Source organism: Bacillus sp. M13(2017) (assembly GCF_002218325.1).
GTDB lineage: Bacteria > Bacillota > Bacilli > Bacillales > Bacillaceae_G > Bacillus_A > Bacillus_A thuringiensis_K.
The window spans coordinates 219438-245762 of record NZ_KZ268502.1; the positions used below are offsets into that span (position 1 = coordinate 219438).

The following is a 26325-nucleotide window of genomic DNA, read 5'->3' on the forward strand; positions in this document are numbered from 1 at the left end:
TTTGGGTTTCTTTTATTATATAAAAAATGAGGTGTCAACATGAGTTCTTTTACATTTAATAACGAACGAAAAAACTTTATTCAAATCGCAAAAGGATGGAAAAGACCAACTTGGGCGCCATTAAAAAGGAATTTCCTAAGTGTTCCTGGATATCCAGGCGCAAGACTATTAAACACACAAACGGAAATGCGTGTTTTATCTATCCCTGTAGGAATCATTGTTCCTGATGGATCTGATTTAGAAATCATAAAAGAAGAAATTGCAGATTGGCTAATTACAGATCAAACAGCAGAGCTTATTTTCGATGTAGAACCAAATAGAACATATTTAGCGGTAGTGGATGATAGCTTTGACCCGGATGAATTTGTAACACTTGGAATCGGTACAATTAAATTTGTTTGTCCGATACCTTATAAGCTAGGGCAAGTACAAACTTACACATTCACTCAAAACTGGTCTACCGAGACTACTTCTTATTTCACGAATAAAGGAAGCGTAGAAGCTCCAGCGTTAATTGAAATGACTGTAAAAAAACCAAGCACTTTTTTAGATGTATGGTTTGGTAAATATCCTTTAGAACGAAACTATTTCCGTATTGGATATCCATTAACTGTGGAAGAATCCACTGTCCAAGAGCGTGAGCGTGTGCTATGGGATGAAATGGCTTCACCAATAGGATGGACTCCTGTTACTGGACAAGTTGAGGAAATGAAAGGGACAGGTAGTTTTAAATCAAGAGATGGTTATGCATTATATTGTGAAGAATACGGAGAGGGAAAAGGATTTTACGGTGCAATAGCTAAGAAAAGTATTCCGGGCGGACCATTACAAGATTTTGAAATGGAGGCATGGATGACTTTAAAGTCCAAAAACATTGATGAAATGGGGCGTGTTGAAGTTCTTCTTCTAGATGAGGCAAGTAATGTGGTAGCACGCATCAATATGAATGATCTATATGGGACTGCTGAAATTACAAAGGCTCATATGAAAATTGGGAATAGCGGAACACCCAATAGTTTTCGGAAATTAGTTGATACAAGTGGATATTATTCGAATACATTTAACCAATTCCGAGGGCGTTTACGTATTGCTAGAAGAGGAAAACAATGGTCTGTTTATGTCGCTAAATTTATAGATGGTACAGAGACAGATGGTGCTTCACTTGTGGAACGTTGGATTGATGAAACAGGAAATCCGATGACAGAACGTAAAATAGCACAAGTTATGATCGCGATTTGTAAGTGGGATAATCACCAGCCTATTAACGAAATGCAAATTGACGATTTAAAGATTTGGAAGGTAAACAAAGTCCCTTCAAATACAAAGCCTTATATTTTCGATACAGGAGATAAAGTAATTATTGATACAGAAAGAAGCCTTGTTACGATTAATGGGAAAGACGCTATTAATATTAAAGATATATTTAGTGAGTTTCCTAAGGTCATTCGTGGAGATAATCGTATTGATATTATGCCGCCGGATGTTATAGCTACAATCAGTTATAGGGAGAGATATAGATGAGAACGCCAAGTGGTGAATTACATGTTTGCGATTTTAAAACAGGACAGATTGTATCAAGCATTCAGCCCGCAGATTATTGGGATGATAAACGACATTGGGAAATCAAAAACAACATTGATACATTAGAGTTTCGAGTATTTGATAATACAAGGCATTCGTCCACACTTATACAGCAAAACTTAGTATTAAAAGAAGTGCGCGATGGACGTATTGTTCCTTATGTAATTACTGAAATTGAAAAAGATTCCGATGATAGATCAGTAATTGCTTATGCATCAGGAGAATGGATTCAACTTGCTAAAGCTGGAATTATCCCTCCACAAAAATTAGAAGGTAAAACCGTAATTGAAATGGTTGATATCGCTCTTGCGGGCACAAAGTGGCAAAAGGGGAATTTAGAATATGCTAGTTTCCGTTCTATGACAATCGATGAATTTATTGATCCGTTGTCTTTTCTTAAAAAGATTGCTTCTTTGTTTGAGTTAGAAATTCAATATCGCGCTGAAGTTGTAGGCTCTCAAGTTGTTGGGCGTTATGTAGATATGGTTAAGAAGCGTGGTCAAGAAACAGGGAAAGAAATAACCCTTGGTAAAGACTTGTTGGGAATTAAACGGATTGAAAACTCTCAAAATATTTGTACAGCCTTATTAGGTTTCGTAAAAAAAGAAGGCGGAGAATTCATTACCATTACAGAAATAAATAAGGGTGTTCCTTATCTTGTGGACAATGATGCTTTCCAAAGATGGAACGAGAAAGGGAATCATAAATTTGGTTTCTATAGTCCGGAAACAGAAAACGATGACATGGATGCCAAACGTTTAATGACTCTTATGAATACAGAGTTAAAAAAACGTGTAAATACATCTGTTTCTTATGAAGTTGAAGCACAATCAATTGGTCGTGTGTTTGGATTAGCTCACGAATTAATTAACGAGGGCGATACGATTCGAATAAAAGACACTGGATTCACACCTAAGCTTTATTTAGAAGCTAGGGCAATTGTTGGTGATGAATCGTTTAAAAATCCATTGCAAGATAAATATGTATTTGGAGATTATCATGAAATTATTGATCCAAATGAAGAATTAAGAAGGATTTACAATCGTATTCTTAGTTCGCTTGGCAATAAACAAGAAATGATAAATCAGCTAGATAAGTTAGTGAAAGAAGCGAATGAAACAGCTAGTAATGCAAAGAAGGAGTCAGAAGCAGCAAAAACACTTGCTGAAAAGGTACAAGAGAATGTTAAAAATAATACCGTTGAAATCATTGAATCAAAATACCCACCAACAACAGGGCTCAAAGATAGAAAAACATTATGGTTAGATATTTCTAACAGTAAGCCGGGCATTTTAAAACTCTGGAAAGATGGTATTTGGGACCCGGTTGTTCCTGATGTGGAATTGGTTAAAAAAGAAACAATAGAGCAGGTCAGCAAAGATATTGAATTCACAAAGACAGAATTAAATCAAAAGGTTCTAAGTGCGGAAGGTAAAGTGCAAGAAATAGCTGGACAAATAGTCGGTGTTCAAAAGCAGGTTAATGACAAAGTTGATCAAACGTGGATTAATAATAAATTAAAAGATAAGGCTGATAAATCCGGTGTTTATACGAAAGATGAAATTAAAGATGGTTTTATAGGAAAACAAATCTATGAAACTGATAAGAATGGTAACGTTAAGAAGTTCCAAGATATTAATACATCTATTAGTCAAACAAATGAAGCTCTTAAACAAAAAGCAGAGAAGTCGGAGTTAACGAAAATTAATGATGGTTTGTCTCAACTTGAAAGTAAAACGAATGAGATTATATCAACGGCAGATGGAACGAAGCAGACACTTTCTAATCTGAAAACTCAAGTTGATAATATTCAAGTTGGTGGACGAAATCTATTACTAGAAACAGCTACTAAATCACATTCAGTGAAGACTGGGGAAAATAAGCCGCATACCTACTTTGATGTAGCAAAGGACATAGCTACCTTAATGCAGGGTAAGAATCTTGCTATGAGTTTCCTATTTACAGGTAAAGTTACTGCATGGGGTACAACGAATAAATGGGCTGGTTTCGAAGTGAAGATTACTTTCACAGACAATACATTTCATTATCCAAGTTGCCGCGTAGAAAACCGTTTAACCCTAGGTAAACAATATAACCAGGAAAGGTTTACAGCAAGTGCAGTAGTAATGGATAAGCCTATTAAGGAGGTTTCAGTTTACGCTTTAGCACGTGATTTTACGGGGGACGTGTTAATTGAAAAGCTTAAATTAGAAATTGGCACAATACCAACGGCATGGACACCAGCACCAGAAGACCAAGTATCCACAGCTGATTTCACTAAAAAAACAGTAGAAATCGAGACTACTATTAAAGGAATAAATACTTCGGTATCAAATGTACAAAACGAACAGGGAAAGCTTACAGAACGTGTAACGAAATCTGAGCAAACAGCAAACGGCTTTAAACAATCCATCGAATCGTTAACTAAAAAAGATACTGACATTAGTAATAAATTAAATACGGTTGAATCCACTGTAGAAGGCACAAAAAAGACAATTTCCAATGTACAGCAAACAACAAGTGAACTAACTAAAACAACAACTGAAATTAAAGAGGAAGCTGGACGTACAAAAGAACGAATGGAACAAATTAATAGTAAAGTTGATGGTTTAGAAGTCGGTGCAACTAACATGATTAATGGAACAGAATTCATTAATGCTAATGGTTGGAGTCGTTGGGGGAATTATGGTGCTGTTAATGTTACAAATGAGAGTGCTTTAACTTCGTTGCCAACTCCTTATTCACTCCGAATGGAAACTGTAGTCGATGGTAAACAGCAAGTTGTGCCTAATGGAACACAAGTTGGTATGCGGTCACATGATCGTAAATTCAAAGTTAAAAAAGGTCAAAAATATACGATTTCATTTAATGTTGCAACTAGTGAGTTAGGTTGGTTATTGGATTACGTTTACATTATGTATACGGCTGAAGGTGGAAACAGAAGAATTCCTGATATTAACACTTTAGATTTTCCGATTGTAGCTAAGATCAACGATAGACAGAATAACAATTATTATAGAGTTCATTTTACATTCACAGCCGATAGAGATGATGATCAAGCATTTTTGCTTATCGCAGGTACTACAAAACGAGCGTTAGATGGAAAAAATGGTTACGCTTGGATTAGAGTTAATGCCCTTAAAGTAGAAAAAGGTACTATAGCTACTGACTGGGACACCTCAAACGCTGATAAAGTGTCGTTAAATGAATTCACTAAGAAAACAACTGAGATTGAAAAAAGTGTAGGTGGCATTAAAGAAACAATAACAAAAGTAGAAAATAATCAAAGTAGTTTTGATAAACGTGTTACTGAGGTAGAGAAGACAGCAAATGGAATCACTCAAAATGTTTCTAAATTACAAGAGACTCAAACACAGCAAGGGAAAACATTGACTCAAGCTACTACAACGTTAGAGCAACATTCTGAGGCATTGAATCTAACAATGAAAAAGAAAGATGTTGAAAATTATGTTGGGGGTCTTGGAGCCATCAATGAGATTCGCGATGCAGGTTTTACTCAAGGGAACAAATACTGGGGGTGGTCGAATGGGCACGCTATAGACCCAAACCTAAAGTATAAAGGATACAACTCGTTTTCTATGCACACTACGGGACAAGACCAGGATAGATGGTGGGGTGCTTTTGGGCAGTTTATAGATTGTTCTCCTTATGAAGACATTGTTGTTTCGGCTTACTTTAACACTGATGGGAAAGTGCCTATTGATAATGGTGTGTATATCGAGATGGAGTTTTGGCAATCGAATAAAACAACCAGAATTTCAACTGCTAGAGAAAGGGTTCAAATCATTAACAATACTTGGATTAAATCTACTTGTACAGCTAAAGCTCCAGCAGGAACTGGGTTTGTAAGATTTCGACCATACGTACAAAGAAATGGTAGAGCTTGGTTTTGCATGCCTATGTTACAGCGGGGGAAAGTAGCTACAGAATTTTGGTTACACCCTAAAGATCAAGTTGATTCTGATAAAATGCTAGAAGATATAGCTAATAGAGTAGCAACTGAGCAATACAATCAAAAGATGACTCAAATCGATAACCGTTTTAGTGTTAATGAAAAAGGTATTGATTTAGCAGCAAAAAAGACAGAGGTTTATACACAAACTCAATCTAATGATAAATTTGCTACGAATGCTTATGTAAGGAATATGGAAGGACGTATTCAAGTTACTGAGAAGAATATTCTTAGTACCGTAAAAAAAGGTGAAATCATTTCATCTATCAATCAAACGGCAGAAAAGATTAAAATTTCAGCCAATCTAATTGATTTGGTAGGTAGAGTAGAAGCATCTTGGTTAAAAGCTGGATTACTCCAAGGTATGACTATCAAAACAAGTGCTACAAAAGAATACCTCCATATGGAAAATCAGGTTATTCGTTTTGTAAACCAAGGCTCTGCCAAAATTGTGATGGGATTTGAAGATGAGAGAAAAAGTACAACACGTAACCCATATATAATCCTTGGTGAAGGTGATGGGACTGGTAGGAATATTGGAAGTATCTACAAAGATGGAAATGGCGTTTACTATCGCTATGTAGATTATAATGGCGCTGAAAGTAATATTCGTCTAACGAATGCAGGTAATATCGGTATAACAGCTCAAGATGGGATTTGGTTTACAGCCAAGAGAGTTAACTTCACGTCACCAATTTCAACATCGGGTATATTATTCAACTCATTTGGAAAGATTCCTTTGTCTCAACAAGGGGTTCTATGGATGGGGAATGGTTATAGAGGATTTGGAGCTTACTACCACGATGGAAAAGCATGGAACTTTATAAGTAGCTCACAATGATGAAAGGAGAAAATGAAATGAGTCAATTTTTAGGTATTTTAGGAACAGTTGGTGAAGATGGGACAATCAAAATTCCATTGGATATGTTGCAAACAGCAGGTATTAAACCAAATACAAAAGTGGAATTATTCTCTGATACTTCTAATCTGTTCGTTAGAACTGCAGAAAGGTTTTGTGATATTTGTGGTGTGAATACAAATACAACAAGAATCGGTAATCAGGAAATTTGCAAAGATTGCTTAGACAGAATTACACAAGCTTCACAGGAAAAACAGAATGTACCTTCTGAATAGAACAGTAGCAAATCGCAACTGAAAGGATTATGACTAAAAAAAATTAATAAATAGGAAACCGGAGCAGCCATAAGCTGGTCTTTTTTTTATTATCTAAAAAAGGAGAGGAAAAGATGGATCGTATTGATGTGTTATTAAAAATCTTTATTGCCACTTTCGGTGGCTTCTGTGGGTATTTCTTGGGAGGATGGGATGCAACATTGAAAATCTTAGTGACGATGGCAGTTATTGATTATTTAACTGGCATGATTGCAGCAGGGTATAACGGAGAATTAAAAAGTAAAGTTGGTTTCAAAGGCATCGCCAAAAAGGTGGTGCTTTTTCTTTTGGTCGGAGCGGCTGCACAACTAGATTCAGCGCTTGGAAGTAACAGTGCAATTCGTGAAGCGACTATTTTCTTCTTCATGGGTAATGAATTACTTTCACTTTTAGAAAATGCTGGTCGAATGGGCATTCCGTTACCACAAGCTTTAACAAATGCAGTTGAAATTTTAGGTGGTAAACAAAAACAAGAAGAGAAAAAGGGAGATGTTCTATAATGGAAATTAGAAAAAAATTAGTTGACCCAAGTAAATATTGTATAAAGTGTCCTTATACAATGAATCCGGAATTCATTACAGTCCACAATACTTACAACGATGCTACAGCAGAAAACGAAGTAGCTTATATGATTCGTAATGATAATCAGGTTTCATTTCATATTGCAGTAGATGATAAAGAAGCAGTACAAGGAATCCCTTTAGAGCGTAACGCCTGGCATACTGGCGACGGAAACGGGAACGGTAATCGTAAATCTATCGGAGTTGAAATTTGCTATTCTTTAAGCGGTGGAGATAGATACTATAAAGCGGAAGACAATGCAGCTATCGTTGTAGCTCAACTAATGAAACAGTACAATATTCCAATTAATAAAGTCCGTACACATCAATCATGGAGTGGGAAGTACTGTCCTCATCGTATGTTGGCAGAAGGACGTTGGAATAATTTTATTGAAAGAGTTCAAAATGCATACAATGGAGATGGTAAAGTAACTCCTACACTTATTCCACCGTCAACTAACGGGACAGGTATTGCGTATATTGAGGGGAATGGCATCAATCTTCGTAAAGGTCCAGGTACTGGATACGGGGTTATTCGTCAATTAGGTAAAGGTGAGTCCTACGAAGTATGGGGACAATCAAATGGATGGTTAAACCTTGGTGGCAATCAGTGGATTTATAATGATTCATCATACATTCGTTATAGAGGAGAAAGCACACCGACAAGTTCGCAATCAGTCAATAATGGTGTAGGAATAGTTACTATTACAGCAGATGTATTGCGTGTTCGTAAAGGTCCAGGAACTAATTATGACATTGTAAAAAATGTGTACCAAGGAGAACAATATCAGTCGTGGGGATATAGAGATGGTTGGTATAATGTGGGTGGAGACCAATGGGTTTCAGGTGAATATGTGAAGTTTGAAGAGTAAAGTAAGAGCCGTCATAATGACGGCTTTTTTTATTTTATAGCAATTATTTAACTATTACCTATTGATTTGAATAAATAGGTATGGTATAATTATATATGTAAGGGAGGTGAGAAACATGGATTGGGACTTAACAGAAAAGGTTCTTAGAAATCTAGCTTACATAGTAGCGATGGTGGTAGGAATCATAAACGCAAAGAAAGCTCTAAACGACATAAAAGACAGAAAGGAGAAGAAAAAGGAAGAAGAAATAGAAAAACGCCTAGCCCGCAAGACTAGACGCAAATAACACAACGGGGGAAGAAATTCCCCCAACCTTAAAAATATTATAACATAATTACAAAATTACACAAAATCCAATCCATGTAAAAATGAAGTTAGACCGAAACACTTTGGTATTAGTATTATTTTTAATATTAGTGGTTACAGTAACAAACTATAAGAAGCCTGAAGTAAGTGACTACTTAGGAATTGCTTCCACAATAATTTTAGCTATAGCGCTTGTTATTAATTTAATTTCTTTATGGAAAAAAGGCAGGGACGAAAAATGAGTATGGACTATAAAATAAGTCGTGAAGAAATAGAAAAGTTAGTTAACCAAGTAGTTTTAACAGCAAATGAAACTGTAAATTTATTAGGTGTCACAACCCAAAGATTACATGTACTTGTAAAACAAGGACGAATTGTTCCTATTAAAGTAGTTGATAGGGTTTCGTTGTATTTTCGTGAAGATGTAGAAAAACTGGCTGAAGAATTAGGGCAATTAAGAGAAAAATATCGACCATATGAATAATTTGAAAGCCAACTCTTTTATGAGTCGGCTTTTTTGTTGTTATGTAGCTAGAACTTACTTTTAGATAATGCTTTGAGTATAGGTCTTACAATTAAACCTATTAAACGAAATCCTTTAAATATAGAGCGTACAACTTTCATGAAGATGCCCCCTGAACTAAATAATGTATCAAGTATTTATTATTTCTTTTCTTTAACTTCATATTTAGCTTCAACAAAATTCAGTACTTTACCTTTTGGGTCATCATTCTCAAATTGAACAGCAGTAACTGTATGTACACCTGGTTTTAATGTATCTTCTGCTAATGTGAAAGTTGATTGTGTTAATTCACCGACTTGAGTAGTTCTATCAAAGATTTTATCAACGTAAACAAATGTTTGTTTGTCACCTTGGAAATTAGCATAATCTAAACCGATTTGATCCATGATTGTGTTTTTATCCGAGAATAAGACAGGTACATTTCCATTTTCGGAGTTTCCGGCTGGAGTATCAACTGTTATTTTTCCTTCTCCAACTGGTTTAGCATCTTTAGGGAAAGGATGCTTACTAGTTTTTTTAGTACTAGTTTCAGGTTTTTCGCTTTGTGTTGTTTGTTCTTTAACTTCACTCTTGCTATCAGTAGAACCACATCCAGCTAAAAGTCCTATTGAAAGTCCTGCAATAATTAATTTTTTCAAAGGTCGTTCCTCCTAATTGATATTAATAACTGTATCAGTATATCAGATATTAGAGATATTGGTATTATTTCACATCAACAAAATCATCAACTTCAAATTTCATATTTAATCGAAAAGCATTGGTACATACAATTGTTTTTGTTTCTACGCACACTTATTTCAAAATATGAAATGTATATAAGTGTAGTAATTTAAGTATCAGAATCAATGAATTTGTCGAAAATAAAAGAAGTAAGCCATATTAATCTGTTTATTTTTACTAAAAACTTATGCAATCCATAAAAACGAATGTGTTATTTATCATAAATCTCGTCACAATGGTGATTACACAATATAGCTGAAAATAAATGGCTGATAAGGAAAGTAATGCGTACATATTACAAAGAGGTAAAAATTTTTGAGATTCTTAACGGGGTCCGACATGGTAGAGCAAAATGTTACTAATTTTTTATATTGAAATAGGATATAAAAGAGAAGTAGAGAAAAAGATGTCCCAAAAATTGAAATGGTGTAATCAAATTCTTCTTATTTGTCGAAAATAGAAAATATAAGGGAATATTGGTGAAACAAGAGTATGAATTTATTCGATATAGTAGATATATGAAAAAATTTAAAATGCGTGTGCAATTGATTTATTCAAATGCTACATCTATTAGTCGGTTATGTGAAAGGAGTGTTGCCGATAATTGTTTTATAGTCTAGTAGTTAAAAAGGTTTAGATTTGAATGTAAGATATTTGATGCTTTTAAAGGAGTTGGTGCTATTGATTGTAGTTAAAAAGTAAGCAGCCTGAACATAAAAAATTTATCATTAGGAGGAATACAACATGAAGAACATTTTGAAATTCGTAGTAAAACACTTCTCGGAAGTTATTCTATTCATTTATGTAGTACTAGTTAAAGCGGCACCACTTCACAGTTATGCAATGTGGTTCACTCCAAAAGAATTTGCAGCATACACAACATCATTTAATAACTTTGTAGCAGGAAATATTGGAACTGTATTTGGGTTGTTAATGTTTGCGATTAATATTGTTTTAATTGCAAAATTGTACAAGTCTCAAAAGAAAGATGGAGCCGCTGATAAGCCTGAGCCCAAAACACGTTCAGAAAGGCACCAACGCTCCACAAAGTGACTGCCATCACTTTATAATTAATATTGACATCATTACAGTAACATAACCCCGAAAAATAAAAAAGGGGGAAATAAGCAGAAGTTAACCTGGTATTGGGGAACTTCTGTTTATTTATGCAGATAGAACCTTGTTACAATCCCATAAACTTTTTGTCAAAGTAGAACTTGTCCATTAAGTTATTTACAATCCCGTTGAAATAAGCGAATTTACCTTTCTTCATTTTTACTCCGGATTTAATTTTCATAACAAACTCTTTAATAGCTTTTAAGCCAATAGTAAGTTCCTGGTCTTTAGTAAATGCTTTATCACCTGTAGAGAAGTTAATAGTTTTATTGCACTGTCTTACGACCTTCCACAGTTCTTGAATTGTTTTTGATTCATGATAAAAAGAGCTAACTAAAGAAACAAAACGTTTTGGTACCCAATGAGCAACAAAATCAGCTTGTTCAATATTCTCTTCTGGTGTATTGCTATTCTCATTACTATTACGTTTGTTTATATCTTTTATATTTTGTTTTAAGGAAACAGGGGTTGTTTTAATGGTAGGACACTTTATAGGACTTTTTGTATCTACCTTGTTGGACACTTCTTCCACAATTGGTTGAATGATAACGGCATTAGAAGTTTGAAGCATATCTTTTGTGCGTTTCATTGCTACTTGTTTAACCATCCCTAGATCCACAAGTTTCTTAATTAAACGTTGTACAGTCTTATATGAAACTTCCATCTTTTCAGCAATTCTATTTTTGCATAGAAAACTAACACCTACATATTTACAACTGTGGCGCTTTAAAATTTCAAGTAACGTAATAAGTTTAGATTTTACGTCAGTACGTTTAATAGACATACGGATAGTGTCTCTGTATGCACGTATAGTTTTATTTAGTTCTTCTACTTCCTTAAATGTAGAAAGATTGTGGAAGGATTCTTTAGTTGCGATAACATCGATACGTTTTCTTTCCATATTATATGTCTCCTTTGTGGAAACAAAAAAGCAACGTCACCAATTTGGTAAACGTTGCTGAATAAACCCTACATGATGTAAAATAATTCATGAGAGTATAGCAAGTGTTTACCTGGCGTAATCAGGTGGACGGTATATAGAGTGTTGGTCGCACTTTATATACAGGCTGTGCTCTTTTGTTTTGTCTCGAATTTTTTCGGTATTCAAGACTAGCTACTTGCGGTGCTGGAAAAACAGAGATGTTGTTTTACGGAATTAACGAAGCGCTTCAAAAAGGGGAAAGAGTTTGTATCGCAACGCCGAGAACGGATGTTGTTCTAGAATTAGCACCGAGATTGCAAGAAGTATTTCCATATATAAAGGTAGCGGCTTTATATGGAGGGAGTGTGGATAAAGAAAAAGATGCAGTACTAGTGGTTGCGACTACGCATCAGTTATTACGTTATTATAGGGCATTTCATGTCATGGTTGTAGATGAAATAGATGCTTTTCCATATTGTGTAGATCAAATGTTACAGTACGCGGTAAAACAAGCGATGAAAGAAAGAGCGGCGCGTATTTATTTAACTGCGACTCCAGATGAAACGTGGAAGCGAAAACTTAGAAAAGGTAAACAAAAAGGTGTTATTGTTTCTGGACGATATCACCGTCATCCCTTGCCAGTTCCTTTATTTTGTTGGTGCGGGAATTGGAAAAAAAACCTCATTCATAAAAGAATTCCTCGAGTTTTACTACAGTGGTTACAAACATACTTAAATAAAAAATTCCCCATTTTTTTATTTGTCCCCCATGTGCGATATATAGAAGAAATAAGCTTGTTGTTAAAACCATTAAACAATCGAATTGAAGGTGTACATGCAGAAGATCCGGGGAGAAAAGAAAAAATAGCGGCTTTCAGAAAGGGAGAAATCCCATTATTAGTTACAACGACAATTTTAGAGCGAGGCGTAACGTTGAAAAATTTGCAAGTCGCAGTTTTAGGGGCGGAAGAAGAAATATTCTCAGAAAGTGCACTCGTACAAATTGCGGGTCGAGCAGGGCGGAGCTCTGAAGCACCGTATGGAGAGGTTATTTATTTTCACTATGGTAAGACAGAAGCGATGGTACGCGCGAAAAAACATATTCAAGGTATGAATAAAAATGCGGAAGAACAAGGATTGATTGATTAATGCATTGTTTACTTTGTGATGAGTGTTTTGTAGAAAAGGTTAGTTGGTACAATTTTTTTGTAAAGTGTCATAGAAAATATATATGTGATAGATGTGAACAGAAACTTTCTTATATTATAGGAGAAATTTGCATGGAATGTGGGCGACCTTTAGAATTTGTTTCTACCTCATTTCAAGAAGACGGTATTTGTATAGATTGTATAAGGTGGATGAAAGAGGAGAAGTATCGTTCTTTTAAAAACCGTTCGTTATACATGTATGATGATGGGATGAAAGAAATAGTAGCGCAGTTTAAGTTTCGGGGGGATGCAGAGTTAGTTCGCATTTTTTATCGCCCGTTTCGAAATTTATTTCAAAATTATTTTGCCAATGTTTCAACCGTTATAGCTGTTCCGCTTAGTAAGGAAAGGGAAGTTGAACGTGGTTTTAATCAAGCTGAGTTATTAGCAACTTGTTTGCCTGTCAAAATTTCTTATCCATCATTAAGAAGAAGGGAAACAGAAAAGCAAAGTAAGAAGACACGTAAAGAAAGGGTGTCAGGAAGCAATCCTTTTTATTTTCAGGGAGAAGAGATGTTTTCTGGACAACATATTTTACTCGTTGATGACGTGTATACGACAGGAATTACAGTTAGGCAAATCGGAAGTTTGTTATATGAGAGAGGGGCAACGGAAGTATCTAGTTTGACACTTTGTAGAAGTTAATATGGCAGTGTCGAAAGGGATAATAAAAAGGCGACAAGTCTTCTTTGACTTCATATGTTGTCATTCGTTATAGTCAAAATATGGGGCGAATGCCCTGATTTTTAGAGTGAAGGGAATGGAATGAACATGCAAGGAAGAGTGAAATGGTTCAATGCAGAAAAGGGATTTGGGTTTATTGAGCGTGAAGATGGTGACGATGTATTTGTCCATTTTTCTGCTATTCAACAAGATGGGTTTAAGTCATTAGAAGAAGGGCAACAAGTAGAGTTTGACATTGTAGATGGAGCACGTGGACCACAAGCAGCTAATGTTGTGAAACTGTAGGGGATATTGTTTTTGGAAGAGAAAGCTGCGTTTGTGGCAACGTTATATATATGTAGTAGAACCTCTTGTTTTTCGCAAGGGGTTTTTGTTATAGGGTAAGTTGTCAAAAAGTTGTTTCTTTTCTGTAACGAATTGTCCACAGTTATATTCGTTATTCACGATGTTAATAGGATAAAATAAAGATAGAAACGATGCATCTTTTCATTTCAACAAAAAACGATAAAAAAATCGCAATTCCACTAATTTTTTTAAAAAAGTTAGAAGGAGTTTTTAAGCCAATGTCGAAATTATAGTACATAGGCTTGAAAGGAGGAATTCATCTATGAAATTCAACATTCGTGGTGAAAATATTGAAGTAACTCCAGCATTAAAGGAATATGTAGAGAAAAAACTAAGTAAGTTAGAGCGTTATTTTGATACATTCCCAGAGATTAAAGTTAATTTAAAAGTATACTCTGACAAGCAACGTGTCGAGGTAACAATACCATTTACTGATTTATTACTTCGTGCAGAAGAAACTAATAGCGATATGTACGCTGCTATCGATTTAGTAGTTGATAAAATTGAGAGACAAATTCGTAAACATAAAACAAAAGTAAATCGTAAGTTACGTGAGAAAGGTTCTATGAAAACGAACTTTATCCTTCCAGAAGCAGTAGCTGTTTTGGATGAGGTAGAAGAAGATGAATTAGAACTTGTACGTACAAAACGATTCGACTTAAAACCGATGGACGTTGAAGAGGCAATCCTACAAATGGATATGCTAGGACATAATTTCTTCGTCTTCACAAATGCTGATACAAATGAAACTAATGTTGTATATGGCCGTAAAGATGGGAAATACGGTTTAATCGAAACTAAATAATAATTCGAAAGCGCAGCCGAAATGGCTGCGCTTTTTTTGCTGAAAATAGATTTTTAAAAAACTTTTCTTAATTTAGAACGAGACATTCGGCCGATTGTTGTCATAGTTATAAGACAAGTGTTACAATTATCATTAGGTATATACATTTTAGTTTTTTTAATTAGGAGAAAAATTGGCATAACATACATTTGATTGTTATAACGACTGATTGTAATAGAGAAAAAGAAAACAATCGGAAGTTTTATTTTAATAAAAAGAGGAGCGTATTTCCTATGATCGGTATTTTAAAAAAGGTGTTTGATGTAAACCAACGCCAAATTAAACGTATGCAGAAAACAGTTGAGCAAATTGATGCATTAGAGTCATCTATTAAGCCACTAACTGATGAACAATTAAAAGGAAAGACGCTTGAATTTAAAGAACGTCTAACAAAAGGTGAAACAGTAGATGATCTACTACCTGAAGCTTTCGCGGTTGTTCGCGAAGCGGCAACTCGTGTTCTTGGAATGCGTCCATATGGCGTACAGTTAATGGGTGGTATTGCCTTACATGAAGGGAATATTTCTGAGATGAAAACGGGTGAAGGTAAAACGTTAACGTCTACATTACCTGTATATTTAAATGCTTTAACAGGAAAAGGTGTTCACGTTGTTACAGTCAATGAATACTTAGCACAACGTGATGCGAATGAAATGGGACAACTTCATGAGTTCCTAGGCTTAACAGTAGGAATTAACTTAAATAGTATGTCACGCGAAGAGAAACAAGAGGCTTATGCTGCTGATATTACGTATAGCACAAATAATGAGCTTGGATTCGATTACTTACGTGATAACATGGTTTTATATAAAGAGCAGTGCGTTCAACGTCCACTTCACTTTGCTATTATCGATGAAGTCGATTCTATTTTAGTCGATGAAGCACGTACGCCGCTTATTATTTCAGGACAAGCTCAAAAATCAACAGAGCTATACATGTTTGCAAATGCATTTGTTCGTACGTTAGAAAATGAAAAAGATTATTCATTTGATGTGAAAACGAAAAATGTAATGCTAACAGAAGATGGTATTACGAAAGCAGAGAAAGCTTTCCATATTGAAAACTTATTCGATTTAAAACATGTAGCACTTCTTCACCATATTAATCAGGGGCTTCGTGCACACGTTGTTATGCATCGTGATACAGATTATGTTGTACAAGAAGGCGAAATCGTAATTGTAGACCAATTCACTGGTCGTCTTATGAAAGGTCGTCGTTATAGCGAAGGATTACACCAAGCGATTGAAGCAAAAGAAGGTGTAGAAATTCAAAATGAAAGCATGACGCTTGCAACAATTACATTCCAGAACTACTTCCGTATGTATGAAAAATTATCTGGTATGACTGGTACAGCGAAAACAGAGGAAGAGGAATTCCGTAACATTTACAATATGAACGTTATTGTAATTCCGACAAACAAACCGATTATTCGTGATGATCGTGCCGATTTAATCTTTAAATCAATGGAAGGTAAATTCAATGCTGTTGTTGAGGATATTGTAAATCGTCATAAACAAGGGCAACCTGTTCTTGTAGGTACAGTTGCAATTGAAACTTCAGAGCTTATTTCAAAAATGTTAACGCGTAAAGGTGTACGTCATAACATCTTAAATGCGAAAAACCATGCACGTGAAGCTGATATTATTGCGGAAGCAGGTATGAAAGGTGCTGTAACGATTGCAACGAATATGGCTGGTCGTGGTACAGATATTAAGCTTGGAGATGATGTAAAAATCTTCGGTCTAGCAGTTATCGGTACAGAACGACATGAAAGCCGTCGTATTGATAATCAGTTACGTGGTCGTGCCGGTCGTCAAGGGGACCCTGGTGTGACGCAGTTCTACTTATCAATGGAAGATGAATTAATGCGCAGATTTGGTTCAGATAATATGAAAGCAATGATGGACCGCCTTGGTATGGATGATTCACAGCCGATTGAAAGTAAAATGGTTTCTCGTGCGGTAGAATCTGCACAAAAACGTGTTGAAGGAAATAACTATGATGCACGTAAGCAGTTATTACAATACGATGATGTACTTCGTCAGCAACGTGAAGTTATTTATAAGCAACGTCAAGAGGTTATGGAATCGGAAAACTTACGTGGCATTATTGAAGGTATGATGAAATCTACAGTAGAACGTGCTGTTGCGCTTCATACACAAGAGGAAATTGAAGAAGATTGGAACATTAAAGGTCTTGTTGACTACTTAAATACAAACCTTCTTCAAGACGGAGATGTAAAAGAAGAAGAATTACGTCGCCTTGCTCCTGAGGAAATGAGCGAACCGATTATGGCGAAATTAATAGAGCGTTACAATGACAAAGAAAAGCTTATGCCAGAAGAGCAAATGCGTGAGTTTGAGAAAGTTGTTGTATTCCGCGTTGTAGATACGAAATGGACAGAGCATATTGATGCGATGGATCACCTTCGTGAAGGTATTCATTTACGTGCTTACGGTCAAATCGATCCACTTCGTGAGTACCAAATGGAAGGGTTCGCGATGTTCGAGTCAATGGTTGCTTCTATTGAAGAGGAAATTTCTCGTTACATTATGAAAGCTGAAATTGAACAAAACTTAGAACGTCAAGAAGTTGTTCAAGGTGAAGCTGTTCATCCTTCTAGCGATGGCGAAGAAGCAAAGAAAAAGCCAGTTGTAAAAGGTGACCAAGTGGGCCGCAACGATTTATGTAAATGTGGTAGCGGTAAAAAATATAAAAACTGCTGTGGTATCGTTCAGTAATATAGGACGGTAGCTTTGGCTGTTTTGCAAACTTTTATATCAAAAATGTATAATTAAGAAGGATTAAACTCTCTCCGTAATAAGTGGAGAGAGTTTCCCTTGTTTTCATACGAAAGTAACAGCAATTACATAGAGGTGAAGGAAATGGAATTAGTAGAAATTAGACAGGAATTAGAGAAAATGGCTAAGCGATTAGCGGCTTTTAGGGGGTCTCTTTGACCTCCCTACTAAGGAGAAACAAATTGCAGAATTAGAAGAGAAAATGATGGGCGCAGGATTTTGGGATGACCAACAAGGCGCACAAGCTGTAATTAATGAAGCGAATGCGTTAAAAGATATGGTTGGAAAGTTCCGTCAGTTAGATGAGACGTTCGAAAATTTAGAAATCACGCATGAGCTTTTAAAAGAAGAGTATGATGAAGATTTACATGAGGAATTAGAATCAGAAGTAAAAGGCTTAATTCAAGAAATGAATGAGTATGAGCTTCAGTTACTATTAAGTGATCCTTATGATAAAAATAATGCGATTTTAGAATTACATCCAGGTGCAGGTGGAACTGAGTCACAAGACTGGGGTTCTATGTTATTACGTATGTACACACGCTGGGCTGAAAAACGCGGATTCAAAGTAGAAACGGTTGATTATTTACCAGGTGATGAAGCTGGTATTAAGAGTGTAACTTTATTAATTAAAGGTCATAACGCTTACGGTTACTTAAAAGCAGAGAAAGGTGTACATCGTCTTGTACGTATTTCACCATTCGATTCTTCAGGGCGCCGTCATACATCGTTCGTATCTTGTGAAGTTGTACCAGAGTTCAATGATGAAGTTGAAATCGAAGTACGTACAGAAGACTTAAAAATTGATACGTACCGAGCAAGTGGAGCTGGTGGGCAGCACGTAAATACGACAGATTCAGCAGTTCGTATTACACATACACCGACAAATACGGTTGTAACATGTCAGTCGGAGCGTTCTCAAATTAAAAACCGTGAGCATGCGATGAAAATGTTAAAAGCGAAATTATATCAAAAGAAACTAGAAGAGCAACAAGCAGAATTAGATGAAATTCGCGGAGAGCAAAAAGAAATCGGATGGGGTAGCCAAATCCGTTCTTACGTATTCCACCCGTATTCTCTTGTAAAAGACCATCGTACAAATACGGAGGTTGGTAACGTACAAGCTGTTATGGATGGAGAGATTGATCCATTTATTGATGCTTACTTACGTTCTCGCATCTAATAAGCGAAAAAAAGCCAACGAAATTGTTGGCGCATGCTGAGGACAATAGAGGATATAAAGAATTTGATTCTATTTTTATAGATGAAGTAAAGAGGAAGAGAAGTTGGAAACGACAACTTCTCTTTTTGATGGGATTATATGTAGATTACAATGCTGTATATTGTTTTGTAAAAAGTAGAGAATAGTAAAATAGAGCGGTAATAGGGTAAAGATTTATATAGAACTTTTCTAATTTTCCTTTTAAAAAGGATACTTTATAGAAGTTTTTTAAGTTGTTCACAGAATTGAAACAACTTATGAAAGCTTTATTTTATCAAGGTTCTCACTGTATTTTTGAGGAATATGAAATACACCTTAGTTTTTCTATATAAAGATAATGCTTATAATGAAAATGAATGTGTTAGGAATAAAAAGAATATCAACAATGGGGAGCGATAGAAGTGAAAAAGAAATTGTTGGCTATTGCGCTAGGGACATCGGTTGTTTTTGCTTTAGGAGCATGCGGAAATAAAGAAGAGAGTAAGTCTTCGAAACAGTCTGCAAGCACAGACAGCGCAGAACAAATTTTCCAAAGAAGTTGTGCGGGATGTCACGCAACAGATTTATCAGGGGCAACTGGACCTGATTTAAGAAAAGTAGGCGGTAAGTACGACGCTGCAGATATCGAAGAGATTATTAAAAAAGGCCGTGGTTCAATGTCACCAGGACTTATTCAAGGTGAAGATGCCAAAAAAGTATCTGAATGGTTAGCTGAACATAAATAAAAAGGTGAAATGGGCGAGTTGATAATATAGTCAGCTCGTTTTCCTTTTTTCTGGTATGTAACATAACTGTAACAAAAATGTATCCAAATTGGAAACCGTTTGATGTTACAATGGGGTTTGTAGAATTTTGCTGAAATATATTACATAGAGTGGTATTGCTTATGAGAAAGCATAAGTAAACTACCTTCAACAAGGATGACTAAATGAAAATGAAGGATGTCTTTTATTTTCAGATGTACAGAAAAGTATTTCGAAAAAAATCATTAAGTATTGGGTGATAAATAATGATAAAAATGACGAATGTTTATAAGGAGTACCCGAATGGTATGAAAGCCATTGCTGGTCTTACAGTTAACATTAAACAAGGTGAATTCGTATACGTAGTTGGACCGAGTGGAGCCGGGAAATCTACATTTATTAAAATGATGTATCGTGAAGAGAAACCATCTACAGGATCTATTAATGTAAATGGACTTACTATCGAAACATTGGCAGAAAGAGACGTTCCGTATTTCCGTCGCCAATTAGGCGTAATTTTCCAAGATTTCAAATTGCTACCTAAATTAACGGTATATGAGAATGTTTCGTTTGCTTTAGAAGTAATTGAAGAAGAACCAGATGCAATTCGTGAGCGTGTAACAGAAGTGTTAGGTCTTGTAGGCCTTGAAGATCGTGCAGACGCACTTCCAAGTGAGCTTTCGGGCGGGGAGCAACAACGTGTGGCTATTGCAAGAGCAATTGTAAATAGACCAAAGGTTGTAATTGCCGATGAGCCAACAGGTAACTTAGATATTGAAACAGCTCTTGATATTATGAATATTTTTACTCGCATTAATGAGCGCGGCACAACGATCGTTATGGCGACGCATAATGCAGATATCGTAAATACAATCCGTCATCGTGTAATCGCGATTGAAGGCGGAAAAATTGTTCGAGATGAGATTGAGGGAGGATACGGATATGAAGGCTAAGACCCTTAGTCGACATTTGCGAGAAGGTGTAAAGAATCTATCACGTAACGGATGGATGACATTTGCTTCTGTTAGTGCAGTAACAGTTACATTATTACTTGTAGGTGTCTTTTTAACAGCGATTATGAATATGAACCATTTTGCGACTAAAGTAGAGCAAGATGTAGAGATTCGTGTACACATTGATCCAGCTGCAAAAGAAGCGGATCAAAAGAAATTAGAAGAAGATATGAGTAAGATTGCAAAAGTAGATTCTATTAAATATTCTTCTAAAGAAGAAGAGTTAAAACGTTTAATTAAAAGCTTAGGTGATAGTGGAAAAACGTTTGAGTTATTTGAACAAGATAACCCACTTAAAAACGTATTCGTTGTAAAAGCAAAAGAACCAACCGATACAGCGACAATCGCGAAGAAGGTTGAAAAAATGCAGTTTGTTAGTAATGTTCAGTACGGAAAAGGGCAAGTTGAACGATTATTTGATACTGTAAAAACTGGTCGTAACATTGGGATTGCGTTAATTGCTGGTCTTTTATTCACAGCGATGTTCTTAATCTCTAATACAATTAAAATTACAATTTATGCTCGTAGTACAGAAATTGAAATTATGAAACTTGTTGGTGCAACAAACTGGTTTATTCGTTGGCCATTCTTGCTAGAGGGATTATTCTTAGGAGTATTAGGATCAATTATTCCAATTGGCCTAATTCTAATTACGTATAATTCGTTGCAAGGTGTGTTTAATGAAAAACTTGGCGGAACAATTTTCGAGCTTCTACCATACAGTCCGTTCGTATTCCAATTAGCTGGTTTACTAGTGTTAATCGGTGCTTTAATCGGTATGTGGGGAAGTGTAATGTCAATTCGTCGCTTCTTAAAAGTATAAAAAGTTGCAAACATAATTCGTACAAGCTTATCATATAGTAGAAATAGGTAAAGGCATCACACACTGTGTGATGCCTTTTGCTACACCACCTGTGTGTTTTGGAAAGGGGAATTCCGCATTGAAACGGAGAGTTGCAATTATTGGAATGGTTGTTGCATTTTTAATTGGTGCTGGCGGAATGTTTGCAGGCATGTCTGTATTTGGGGTTAACCCATCAGAAGTAACGCAAACAATTTCGAGTGGGAATGCTAGCACTGCGCAAGGGAATTTGGCAAAAATTAATGAGGCGTATGCACTAATTGATTCACGTTATGTGGAAGACGTGAAAGATGAAAAGTTAGTTGAAGGTGCAATACAAGGTATGTTGTCTACGCTGAAGGACCCTTATTCCACGTATATGGATAAAGAAACAGCCAAACAGTTTAGTGAATCGCTTGATCCCGAATTAGAGGGGATTGGGGCTGAGGTGAACAAGACGGACGGTAAGCTTATTATCGTATCGCCAATTAAAGGTTCACCAGCAGAAAAGATAGGAATTAAACCGAATGACCAAATTTTATCTGTAGATGGAAACAGTGTGAAAGACTTATCACGTGAAGAAGCAGTATTAAAAATTCGTGGTAAAAAGGGAACGACTGTCGCAATTGAAATTAAACGTGCGGGAGTAACTGATCCGATCGTATTTAAAATTAAGCGTGAAAAGATTCCAATCTTTACAGTATTTAGTTCTGTGAAGCAAGAGAGTGGAAAAGATATCGGTTATATGCAAATCACTTCTTTTGCTGAAAATACAGCGAAAGAATTTAAGGATCAGTTAAAAGAGTTAGAGAAGAAAAATATAAAAGGCTTAGTTATTGACGTGCGTGGTAATCCTGGTGGTTATTTAAATAGTGTAGAAGATATACTAGGAGAAATTATGACGAATAAAAAGCCGATGCTACAAGTAGAGCAGCGAAATGGTGAGAAGAAGAAATTCTCTACAGAACTGAAAGAGAGAAAACCATATCCAATTTCAGTATTAATTGATAATGGAAGTGCTTCTGCTTCAGAGATTTTAGCGGGTGCGCTAAAAGAAGGAGAAGGATACGATTTAATTGGTGAAAAGACATTTGGTAAAGGTACTGTCCAGCAAGCTGTTCCATTTAAAGACGGCAGCAACATTAAATTAACGATGTTTAAATGGTTAACACCGGATGGGAACTGGATTCATAAAAAAGGAATCGCGCCAACAGTAGAAGTGAAGCAACCAAATTATTATCATGCGACACCAATTCAAATTGAAAAAACACTTTCATACAATTCAAATGATGTACAAGTAAAACATGCTCAAGAAATGCTTAAGAGCTTAGGGTATGTACCAGGTCGTGAAGATGGATACTTTAGTAAAGAGACAGAATCGGCTCTGAAAGCATTCCAAAATGCAAATGAGATGGAAGCGACAGGACAGCTTGATAAAAAGACAGCTGAAGCGATTCAAACTAAAATTATCGAAAAAATCCGTTCTGGAGAAAATGATCTACAATTACAGTCAGCATTAAAATTAATGGCAAAATAAGAAGAAATACAGGCAGTTTGCTGCCTGTATTTTTTTGTGTTAAACAAACGTTTGTTTAGTTATGATAATATAAAAAGAAAGAATGATATAAATGGTGGTGAATGAGTTCATGGAGGCGTGGATTTTTGAAATAATGCGGGCAGTTGGACGTTTTTTCTTACACCCTGCTGTCTATATATTTGTAATAAGTAGTATCTTCGTTGGATACTTACGTATGTTAAGAGAACGAAAAGATTTTTCTTTTAAAGTTTATGATATTTGGTTTGAACTGCGAACCTCTCTATTTGCAGGGATTGGATATGGATTAGTAGTGTCTATTGTTACGATTGGGCTTGGACTTGTTGTTTCTAAAGCAAGCTTATGGGCCATTTTAATTTGGACGTTACTATTTGGATTAACGGCTATGTATCGATATTTATCGGCAGCTTATACATTTAGCATTGCGATTGTATGTGTTCTATTATCTTCTAAGCTACCAGTTTCCTTTTTACAGCTTCGAGAAGGTGAAGAGAGTACCATTGTATCCCTTGTTATTTTACTAGGCGTGATGCTTATTGTAGAAGGCTTATTGATTTCTAAAAACGCAGTAGGATATTCGACGCCGAAGATTAGGAAGGGGAAGCGTGGATTAAAGATTGGTTTACACGAATCAAAGCGTTTATGGATCGTTCCTATTTTTATTCTTGTACCGGGTGATGCGGTAACGCAGTTTATTTCATGGTGGCCTATCGTTTCAATAGGGTCAAATACATATTCTCTATTCCTCGTTCCATTTTTAATTGGATTTATGAGAAAGATTAAAAGTTATGAGCCGACGGAAGCTTTATTATTTACAGGAAGACGTGTTTATGGGTTAGCGGGACTTGTGCTCGTTTTAGGAATCGCAAGCTACTGGTGGCACGTACTTGCAATTATCGCGATGGGAGTCGCTATGCTTGGGCGTTTCACAATTTCGATGCAAGAAAAAATTGCCGATGAAACAAGACCAGCGTATTTTGCTGCACGCAATGATGGGCTCGTTGTACTAGATACAATTCCAAATACAATTGGAGCAGAGCTGAAATTACTTCCTGGAGAAATTATTACGAAAGTAAATGGAGTCATTCCAAAAAGCGCCGAGGAATTTTATGATGCGCTTCAAACGAAGACGACAGGAGCATTTTGTAAATTAGAAGTATTAGATACAAATGGTGAGCTTCGTCTTGCACAAACTGCATTATATGCTGGTGGACATCACGAATTAGGTATTGTATTCGTTGAACAGGAGCATGAGTGGGATTCGGAAGCGATGTAATAGAAGGAATGGTATCACCTTGTGGTGGTACCTTTTTTTGTTTTTTGGGGGGAGGATAGTTAGTAAATGAAATTTATATCGGCGATTATCCGAATATATCAGTGCAACTTGAAATATATCGGCGATTTTGCAAATATATCAGCGCAACTCGAAATATATCGGCGATTATTCGAATATATTGACTTTCCGGCAAAAAAAGACAACTGTCGGAAAGCTTATTTTCAGTTTCATAGACGGATAACTTGAATAATTATTTGATAATGGTTATCATTTAGTGAGTCTTTTTAATTTTGGAAAATGGAGGTAAGATATGCTGCGTAAATTTTTCTCGTACTATAAACCATATAAAGGTTTATTTATACTCGACTTTTCTTGTGCGGTTGTCGCAGGATTATTAGAACTTGGCTTCCCGCTTATCGTAAATCAATTTATTGATAAGTTATTGCCAGGGCAAAACTGGACGCTTATTTTATGGGCCTGTTTCGGTTTACTCGCAGTTTATATGTTAAATGCAGGCTTACAATATGTCGTTACATATTGGGGACATATGCTTGGTGTTAACATTGAAACAGATATGAGGCAGAAATTATTTGATCATATTCAAAAGCTATCATTTAGATTTTTTGACAATAATAAAACAGGTCATTTAATTTCACGCCTTACAAACGATTTAATGGAAATTGGGGAAATTGCTCACCATGGACCAGAAGATTTATTTATCGCCGTAATGACTTTAGTTGGGGCATTCTCATTTATGATGATGATCAACTGGAAGTTAGCGTTATTAACGTTCTTCGTCATTCCATTCCTATTATGGTTAGCACTTTACTTCAATAAAAAAATGACAGGTACATTTAGACGTTTATTCTCAGACGTTGCTGATTTTAATGCATGCATTGAGAACAATGTTGGGGGAATTCGTGTTGTACAAGCATTCGGAAATGAAAAGTTTGAGAAAGAGCAATTTGCTGTGAACAACGCTCGTTTCCGTACAACGAAATTAATGGCGTATAAAATTATGGCGTTAAATTCATCGATTAGTTATATGCTTATGCGTCTTGTAACGCTTTTCGTCTTAATATGCGGTACATGGTTTGTTTTGCAAGGAGAATTAACGTACGGCGGATTTATCGGATTCGTTCTATTAACGAATATTTTCTTCCGTCCAATTGAAAAAATTAACGCGGTAATCGAAAGCTATCCGAAAGGGATTGCTGGTTTTAAAAGATATGTAGAGCTTCTTGAAACAGAGCCTGACATTGTAGACTCTAAAGATGCAATGGAAGTTAAACATGTACATGGTGATATTCAATATAACAACATTACGTTCGGATATGAAAACAAAGAACCGATTTTAAATGACATTAGTTTGAAAATACATGCAGGTGAAACAGTGGCGTTCGTTGGACCATCAGGAGCTGGGAAAACGACGTTATGTAGCCTATTACCACGTTTTTATGAGCAATCATCTGGATCGATTCAAATTGATGGTATTGATACGAAAGATATGACGTTATCTTCACTTCGTAAGCAAATTGGAATTGTGCAGCAAGACGTGTTCTTATTCTCAGGAACAATTCGTGAAAATATTGCTTACGGAAATTTAAAAGCATCAGAAGCTGAAATTTGGCAGGCAGTAAAACGTGCGCAGTTAGAAGATTTAATTTACTCACAGCCGGACGGTTTAGATACTGTTATCGGTGAGCGCGGCGTGAAACTTTCAGGTGGACAGAAGCAGCGTCTAGCTATTGCTCGTATGTTCTTGAAAAACCCTCCAATTTTAATATTGGATGAAGCAACTTCTGCATTAGATACTGAGACAGAACTTGCAATTCAAAAATCGCTTGCGGAGCTATCTGTTGGTCGTACAACATTAGTTATCGCTCACAGACTTGCAACGATTAAAAATGCAGATCGCATCGTCGTTGTAAATAAAGATGGTATTGCAGAACAAGGTTCACATAATGAATTAATTGAGCAAGGCGGAGGATATAGTAGGTTATACGAAGCTCAGTTTAGTTCGTAAATATAATTTGTACTGAATTAGT

General features: G+C 35.9%; 21 protein-coding genes and 1 pseudogene. 20 read left to right on the forward strand and 2 right to left on the reverse strand.

All coding sequences use genetic code 11. The annotated features are described in order from the left end of the window. Positions 1 to 39: 39 nt before the first annotated feature. The 7 genes from CGQ22_RS10250 (at position 40) to CGQ22_RS10280 (ending at position 8949) form a co-directional block, all read left to right on the forward strand. Positions 40 to 1521 (forward strand): distal tail protein Dit, encoded by a 1482-nt coding sequence (locus CGQ22_RS10250; protein ID WP_089148666.1) that lies wholly within the window; start codon positions 40 to 42, stop codon positions 1519 to 1521. Beyond that, positions 1518 to 6395 carry a phage tail spike protein gene (locus CGQ22_RS10255; RefSeq protein ID WP_089148667.1) on the forward strand — a complete coding sequence of 1626 codons (4878 nt, stop codon included), beginning with the start codon at positions 1518 to 1520 and terminating at the stop codon, positions 6393 to 6395. The genes CGQ22_RS10250 and CGQ22_RS10255 overlap by 4 nt, the downstream gene beginning before the upstream one ends. 17 nt (positions 6396 to 6412) lie before the next feature. Further along, positions 6413 to 6688 (forward strand): AbrB/MazE/SpoVT family DNA-binding domain-containing protein, encoded by a 276-nt coding sequence (locus tag CGQ22_RS10260; protein ID WP_089148727.1) that lies wholly within the window; start codon positions 6413 to 6415, stop codon positions 6686 to 6688. A gap of 113 nt (positions 6689 to 6801) precedes the next feature. Continuing rightward, positions 6802 to 7227, forward strand: a complete 426-nt coding sequence (locus CGQ22_RS10265) for a phage holin family protein (protein WP_000373879.1) — start codon at positions 6802 to 6804, stop codon at positions 7225 to 7227. After that, positions 7227 to 8159 carry an N-acetylmuramoyl-L-alanine amidase gene (locus tag CGQ22_RS10270; RefSeq protein WP_089148668.1) on the forward strand — a complete coding sequence of 311 codons (933 nt, stop codon included), beginning with the start codon at positions 7227 to 7229 and terminating at the stop codon, positions 8157 to 8159. Before CGQ22_RS10265 ends, CGQ22_RS10270 begins: the two co-directional genes overlap by 1 nt. Positions 8160 to 8274: 115 nt before the next feature. Further along, a complete protein-coding gene (locus tag CGQ22_RS31935) occupies positions 8275 to 8445 on the forward strand; it encodes a hypothetical protein (RefSeq protein ID WP_000383710.1) in 171 nt (56 codons plus the stop codon). A 264-nt stretch (positions 8446 to 8709) separates the two neighbouring features. After that, a complete protein-coding gene (locus CGQ22_RS10280; protein WP_033690498.1) occupies positions 8710 to 8949 on the forward strand; it encodes a MerR family transcriptional regulator in 240 nt (79 codons plus the stop codon). Positions 8950 to 9128: 179 nt separating this feature from the next. Here the strand turns inward: CGQ22_RS10280 and CGQ22_RS10285 are convergent, their stop codons facing one another. Beyond that, positions 9129 to 9626, reverse strand: coding sequence for a hypothetical protein (locus CGQ22_RS10285; RefSeq protein ID WP_089148669.1), 498 nt, complete (start codon positions 9624 to 9626; stop codon positions 9129 to 9131). Between the two features lie 826 nt (positions 9627 to 10452). Between CGQ22_RS10285 and CGQ22_RS10290 the strand changes: the two genes are divergently transcribed. Next, the gene (locus tag CGQ22_RS10290; RefSeq protein ID WP_089148670.1) at positions 10453 to 10761 is read left to right on the forward strand and encodes a hypothetical protein; all 309 of its coding nucleotides are present in this window, start codon (positions 10453 to 10455) and stop codon (positions 10759 to 10761) included. Between the two features lie 130 nt (positions 10762 to 10891). Here the strand turns inward: CGQ22_RS10290 and CGQ22_RS10295 are convergent, their stop codons facing one another. Continuing rightward, on the reverse strand, positions 10892 to 11725 hold the full coding sequence (locus tag CGQ22_RS10295; RefSeq protein WP_089148671.1) for a helix-turn-helix domain-containing protein: 834 nt from the start codon (positions 11723 to 11725) through the stop codon (positions 10892 to 10894). A gap of 212 nt (positions 11726 to 11937) precedes the next feature. Here CGQ22_RS10295 and comFA point away from each other — a divergent pair. The 12 genes and pseudogenes from comFA to CGQ22_RS10375 form a co-directional block, all read left to right on the forward strand. Then, a pseudogene (gene comFA, locus CGQ22_RS10300) lies at positions 11938 to 12894 on the forward strand (ATP-dependent helicase ComFA); the annotation flags it as partial. Then, the gene (locus CGQ22_RS10305; RefSeq protein ID WP_089148673.1) at positions 12894 to 13598 is read left to right on the forward strand and encodes a ComF family protein; all 705 of its coding nucleotides are present in this window, start codon (positions 12894 to 12896) and stop codon (positions 13596 to 13598) included. The pseudogene comFA and the gene CGQ22_RS10305, both read left to right, overlap by 1 nt. Before the next feature lie 126 nt (positions 13599 to 13724). After that, on the forward strand, positions 13725 to 13922 hold the full coding sequence (gene cspC, locus CGQ22_RS10310) for a cold shock protein CspC (RefSeq protein ID WP_003303412.1): 198 nt from the start codon (positions 13725 to 13727) through the stop codon (positions 13920 to 13922). A gap of 322 nt (positions 13923 to 14244) precedes the next feature. After that, positions 14245 to 14787, forward strand: a complete 543-nt coding sequence (gene hpf, locus CGQ22_RS10315) for a ribosome hibernation-promoting factor, HPF/YfiA family (RefSeq protein WP_000671186.1) — start codon at positions 14245 to 14247, stop codon at positions 14785 to 14787. A gap of 272 nt (positions 14788 to 15059) precedes the next feature. After that, positions 15060 to 17567: a preprotein translocase subunit SecA gene (gene secA, locus CGQ22_RS10320; protein WP_000579370.1), complete on the forward strand. Its 2508-nt coding sequence runs from the start codon at positions 15060 to 15062 to the stop codon at positions 17565 to 17567. A 144-nt stretch (positions 17568 to 17711) separates the two neighbouring features. Then, positions 17712 to 18810, forward strand: a protein-coding gene (gene prfB / locus CGQ22_RS10330; protein ID WP_096001716.1) for a peptide chain release factor 2 whose coding sequence is annotated in 2 segments (ribosomal slippage) — positions 17712 to 17783 and positions 17785 to 18810 — 1098 coding nt in all. Because the reading frame shifts where the segments join, the coding sequence is not laid out codon by codon here. Positions 18811 to 19250: 440 nt separating this feature from the next. After that, entirely contained in the window at positions 19251 to 19574 is a 324-nt protein-coding gene (gene cccB / locus CGQ22_RS10340; RefSeq protein ID WP_000727971.1) for a cytochrome c551, read from the forward strand. A 284-nt stretch (positions 19575 to 19858) separates the two neighbouring features. Beyond that, positions 19859 to 20545 (forward strand): cell division ATP-binding protein FtsE, encoded by a 687-nt coding sequence (gene ftsE, locus CGQ22_RS10350; protein WP_000594321.1) that lies wholly within the window; start codon positions 19859 to 19861, stop codon positions 20543 to 20545. Then, on the forward strand, positions 20535 to 21428 hold the full coding sequence (gene ftsX / locus CGQ22_RS10355) for a permease-like cell division protein FtsX (RefSeq protein WP_000645027.1): 894 nt from the start codon (positions 20535 to 20537) through the stop codon (positions 21426 to 21428). The genes ftsE and ftsX overlap by 11 nt, the downstream gene beginning before the upstream one ends. 118 nt (positions 21429 to 21546) lie before the next feature. Then, positions 21547 to 22983: a S41 family peptidase gene (locus CGQ22_RS10360; RefSeq protein ID WP_000830313.1), complete on the forward strand. Its 1437-nt coding sequence runs from the start codon at positions 21547 to 21549 to the stop codon at positions 22981 to 22983. 109 nt (positions 22984 to 23092) lie between these two features. Next, complete coding sequence (locus tag CGQ22_RS10365; protein WP_000388611.1) at positions 23093 to 24277, forward strand: PDZ domain-containing protein; 1185 nt, start codon at positions 23093 to 23095, stop codon at positions 24275 to 24277. 310 nt (positions 24278 to 24587) lie between these two features. After that, entirely contained in the window at positions 24588 to 26303 is a 1716-nt protein-coding gene (locus CGQ22_RS10375; protein WP_000944620.1) for an ABC transporter ATP-binding protein, read from the forward strand. Positions 26304 to 26325: the final 22 nt, after the last annotated feature.

Coding starts and splice junctions, on each gene's coding strand:
- CGQ22_RS10260 (WP_089148727.1), top strand. CDS start 6,413: ATGAGTCAATTTTTAGGTATTTTAGGAACAGTTGGTGAAGATGGGACA.
- CGQ22_RS10365 (WP_000388611.1), top strand. CDS start 23,093: ATGGAGGCGTGGATTTTTGAAATAATGCGGGCAGTTGGACGTTTTTTC.
- CGQ22_RS10270 (WP_089148668.1), top strand. CDS start 7,227: ATGGAAATTAGAAAAAAATTAGTTGACCCAAGTAAATATTGTATAAAG.
- hpf (WP_000671186.1), top strand. CDS start 14,245: ATGAAATTCAACATTCGTGGTGAAAATATTGAAGTAACTCCAGCATTA.
- CGQ22_RS10265 (WP_000373879.1), top strand. CDS start 6,802: ATGGATCGTATTGATGTGTTATTAAAAATCTTTATTGCCACTTTCGGT.
- ftsX (WP_000645027.1), top strand. CDS start 20,535: ATGAAGGCTAAGACCCTTAGTCGACATTTGCGAGAAGGTGTAAAGAAT.
- CGQ22_RS10290 (WP_089148670.1), top strand. CDS start 10,453: ATGAAGAACATTTTGAAATTCGTAGTAAAACACTTCTCGGAAGTTATT.
- CGQ22_RS10375 (WP_000944620.1), top strand. CDS start 24,588: ATGCTGCGTAAATTTTTCTCGTACTATAAACCATATAAAGGTTTATTT.
- CGQ22_RS31935 (WP_000383710.1), top strand. CDS start 8,275: ATGGATTGGGACTTAACAGAAAAGGTTCTTAGAAATCTAGCTTACATA.
- secA (WP_000579370.1), top strand. CDS start 15,060: ATGATCGGTATTTTAAAAAAGGTGTTTGATGTAAACCAACGCCAAATT.
- CGQ22_RS10255 (WP_089148667.1), top strand. CDS start 1,518: ATGAGAACGCCAAGTGGTGAATTACATGTTTGCGATTTTAAAACAGGA.
- CGQ22_RS10295 (WP_089148671.1), bottom strand. CDS start 11,725: ATGGAAAGAAAACGTATCGATGTTATCGCAACTAAAGAATCCTTCCAC.
- CGQ22_RS10250 (WP_089148666.1), top strand. CDS start 40: ATGAGTTCTTTTACATTTAATAACGAACGAAAAAACTTTATTCAAATC.
- CGQ22_RS10305 (WP_089148673.1), top strand. CDS start 12,894: ATGCATTGTTTACTTTGTGATGAGTGTTTTGTAGAAAAGGTTAGTTGG.
- cspC (WP_003303412.1), top strand. CDS start 13,725: ATGCAAGGAAGAGTGAAATGGTTCAATGCAGAAAAGGGATTTGGGTTT.
- ftsE (WP_000594321.1), top strand. CDS start 19,859: ATGATAAAAATGACGAATGTTTATAAGGAGTACCCGAATGGTATGAAA.
- CGQ22_RS10280 (WP_033690498.1), top strand. CDS start 8,710: ATGGACTATAAAATAAGTCGTGAAGAAATAGAAAAGTTAGTTAACCAA.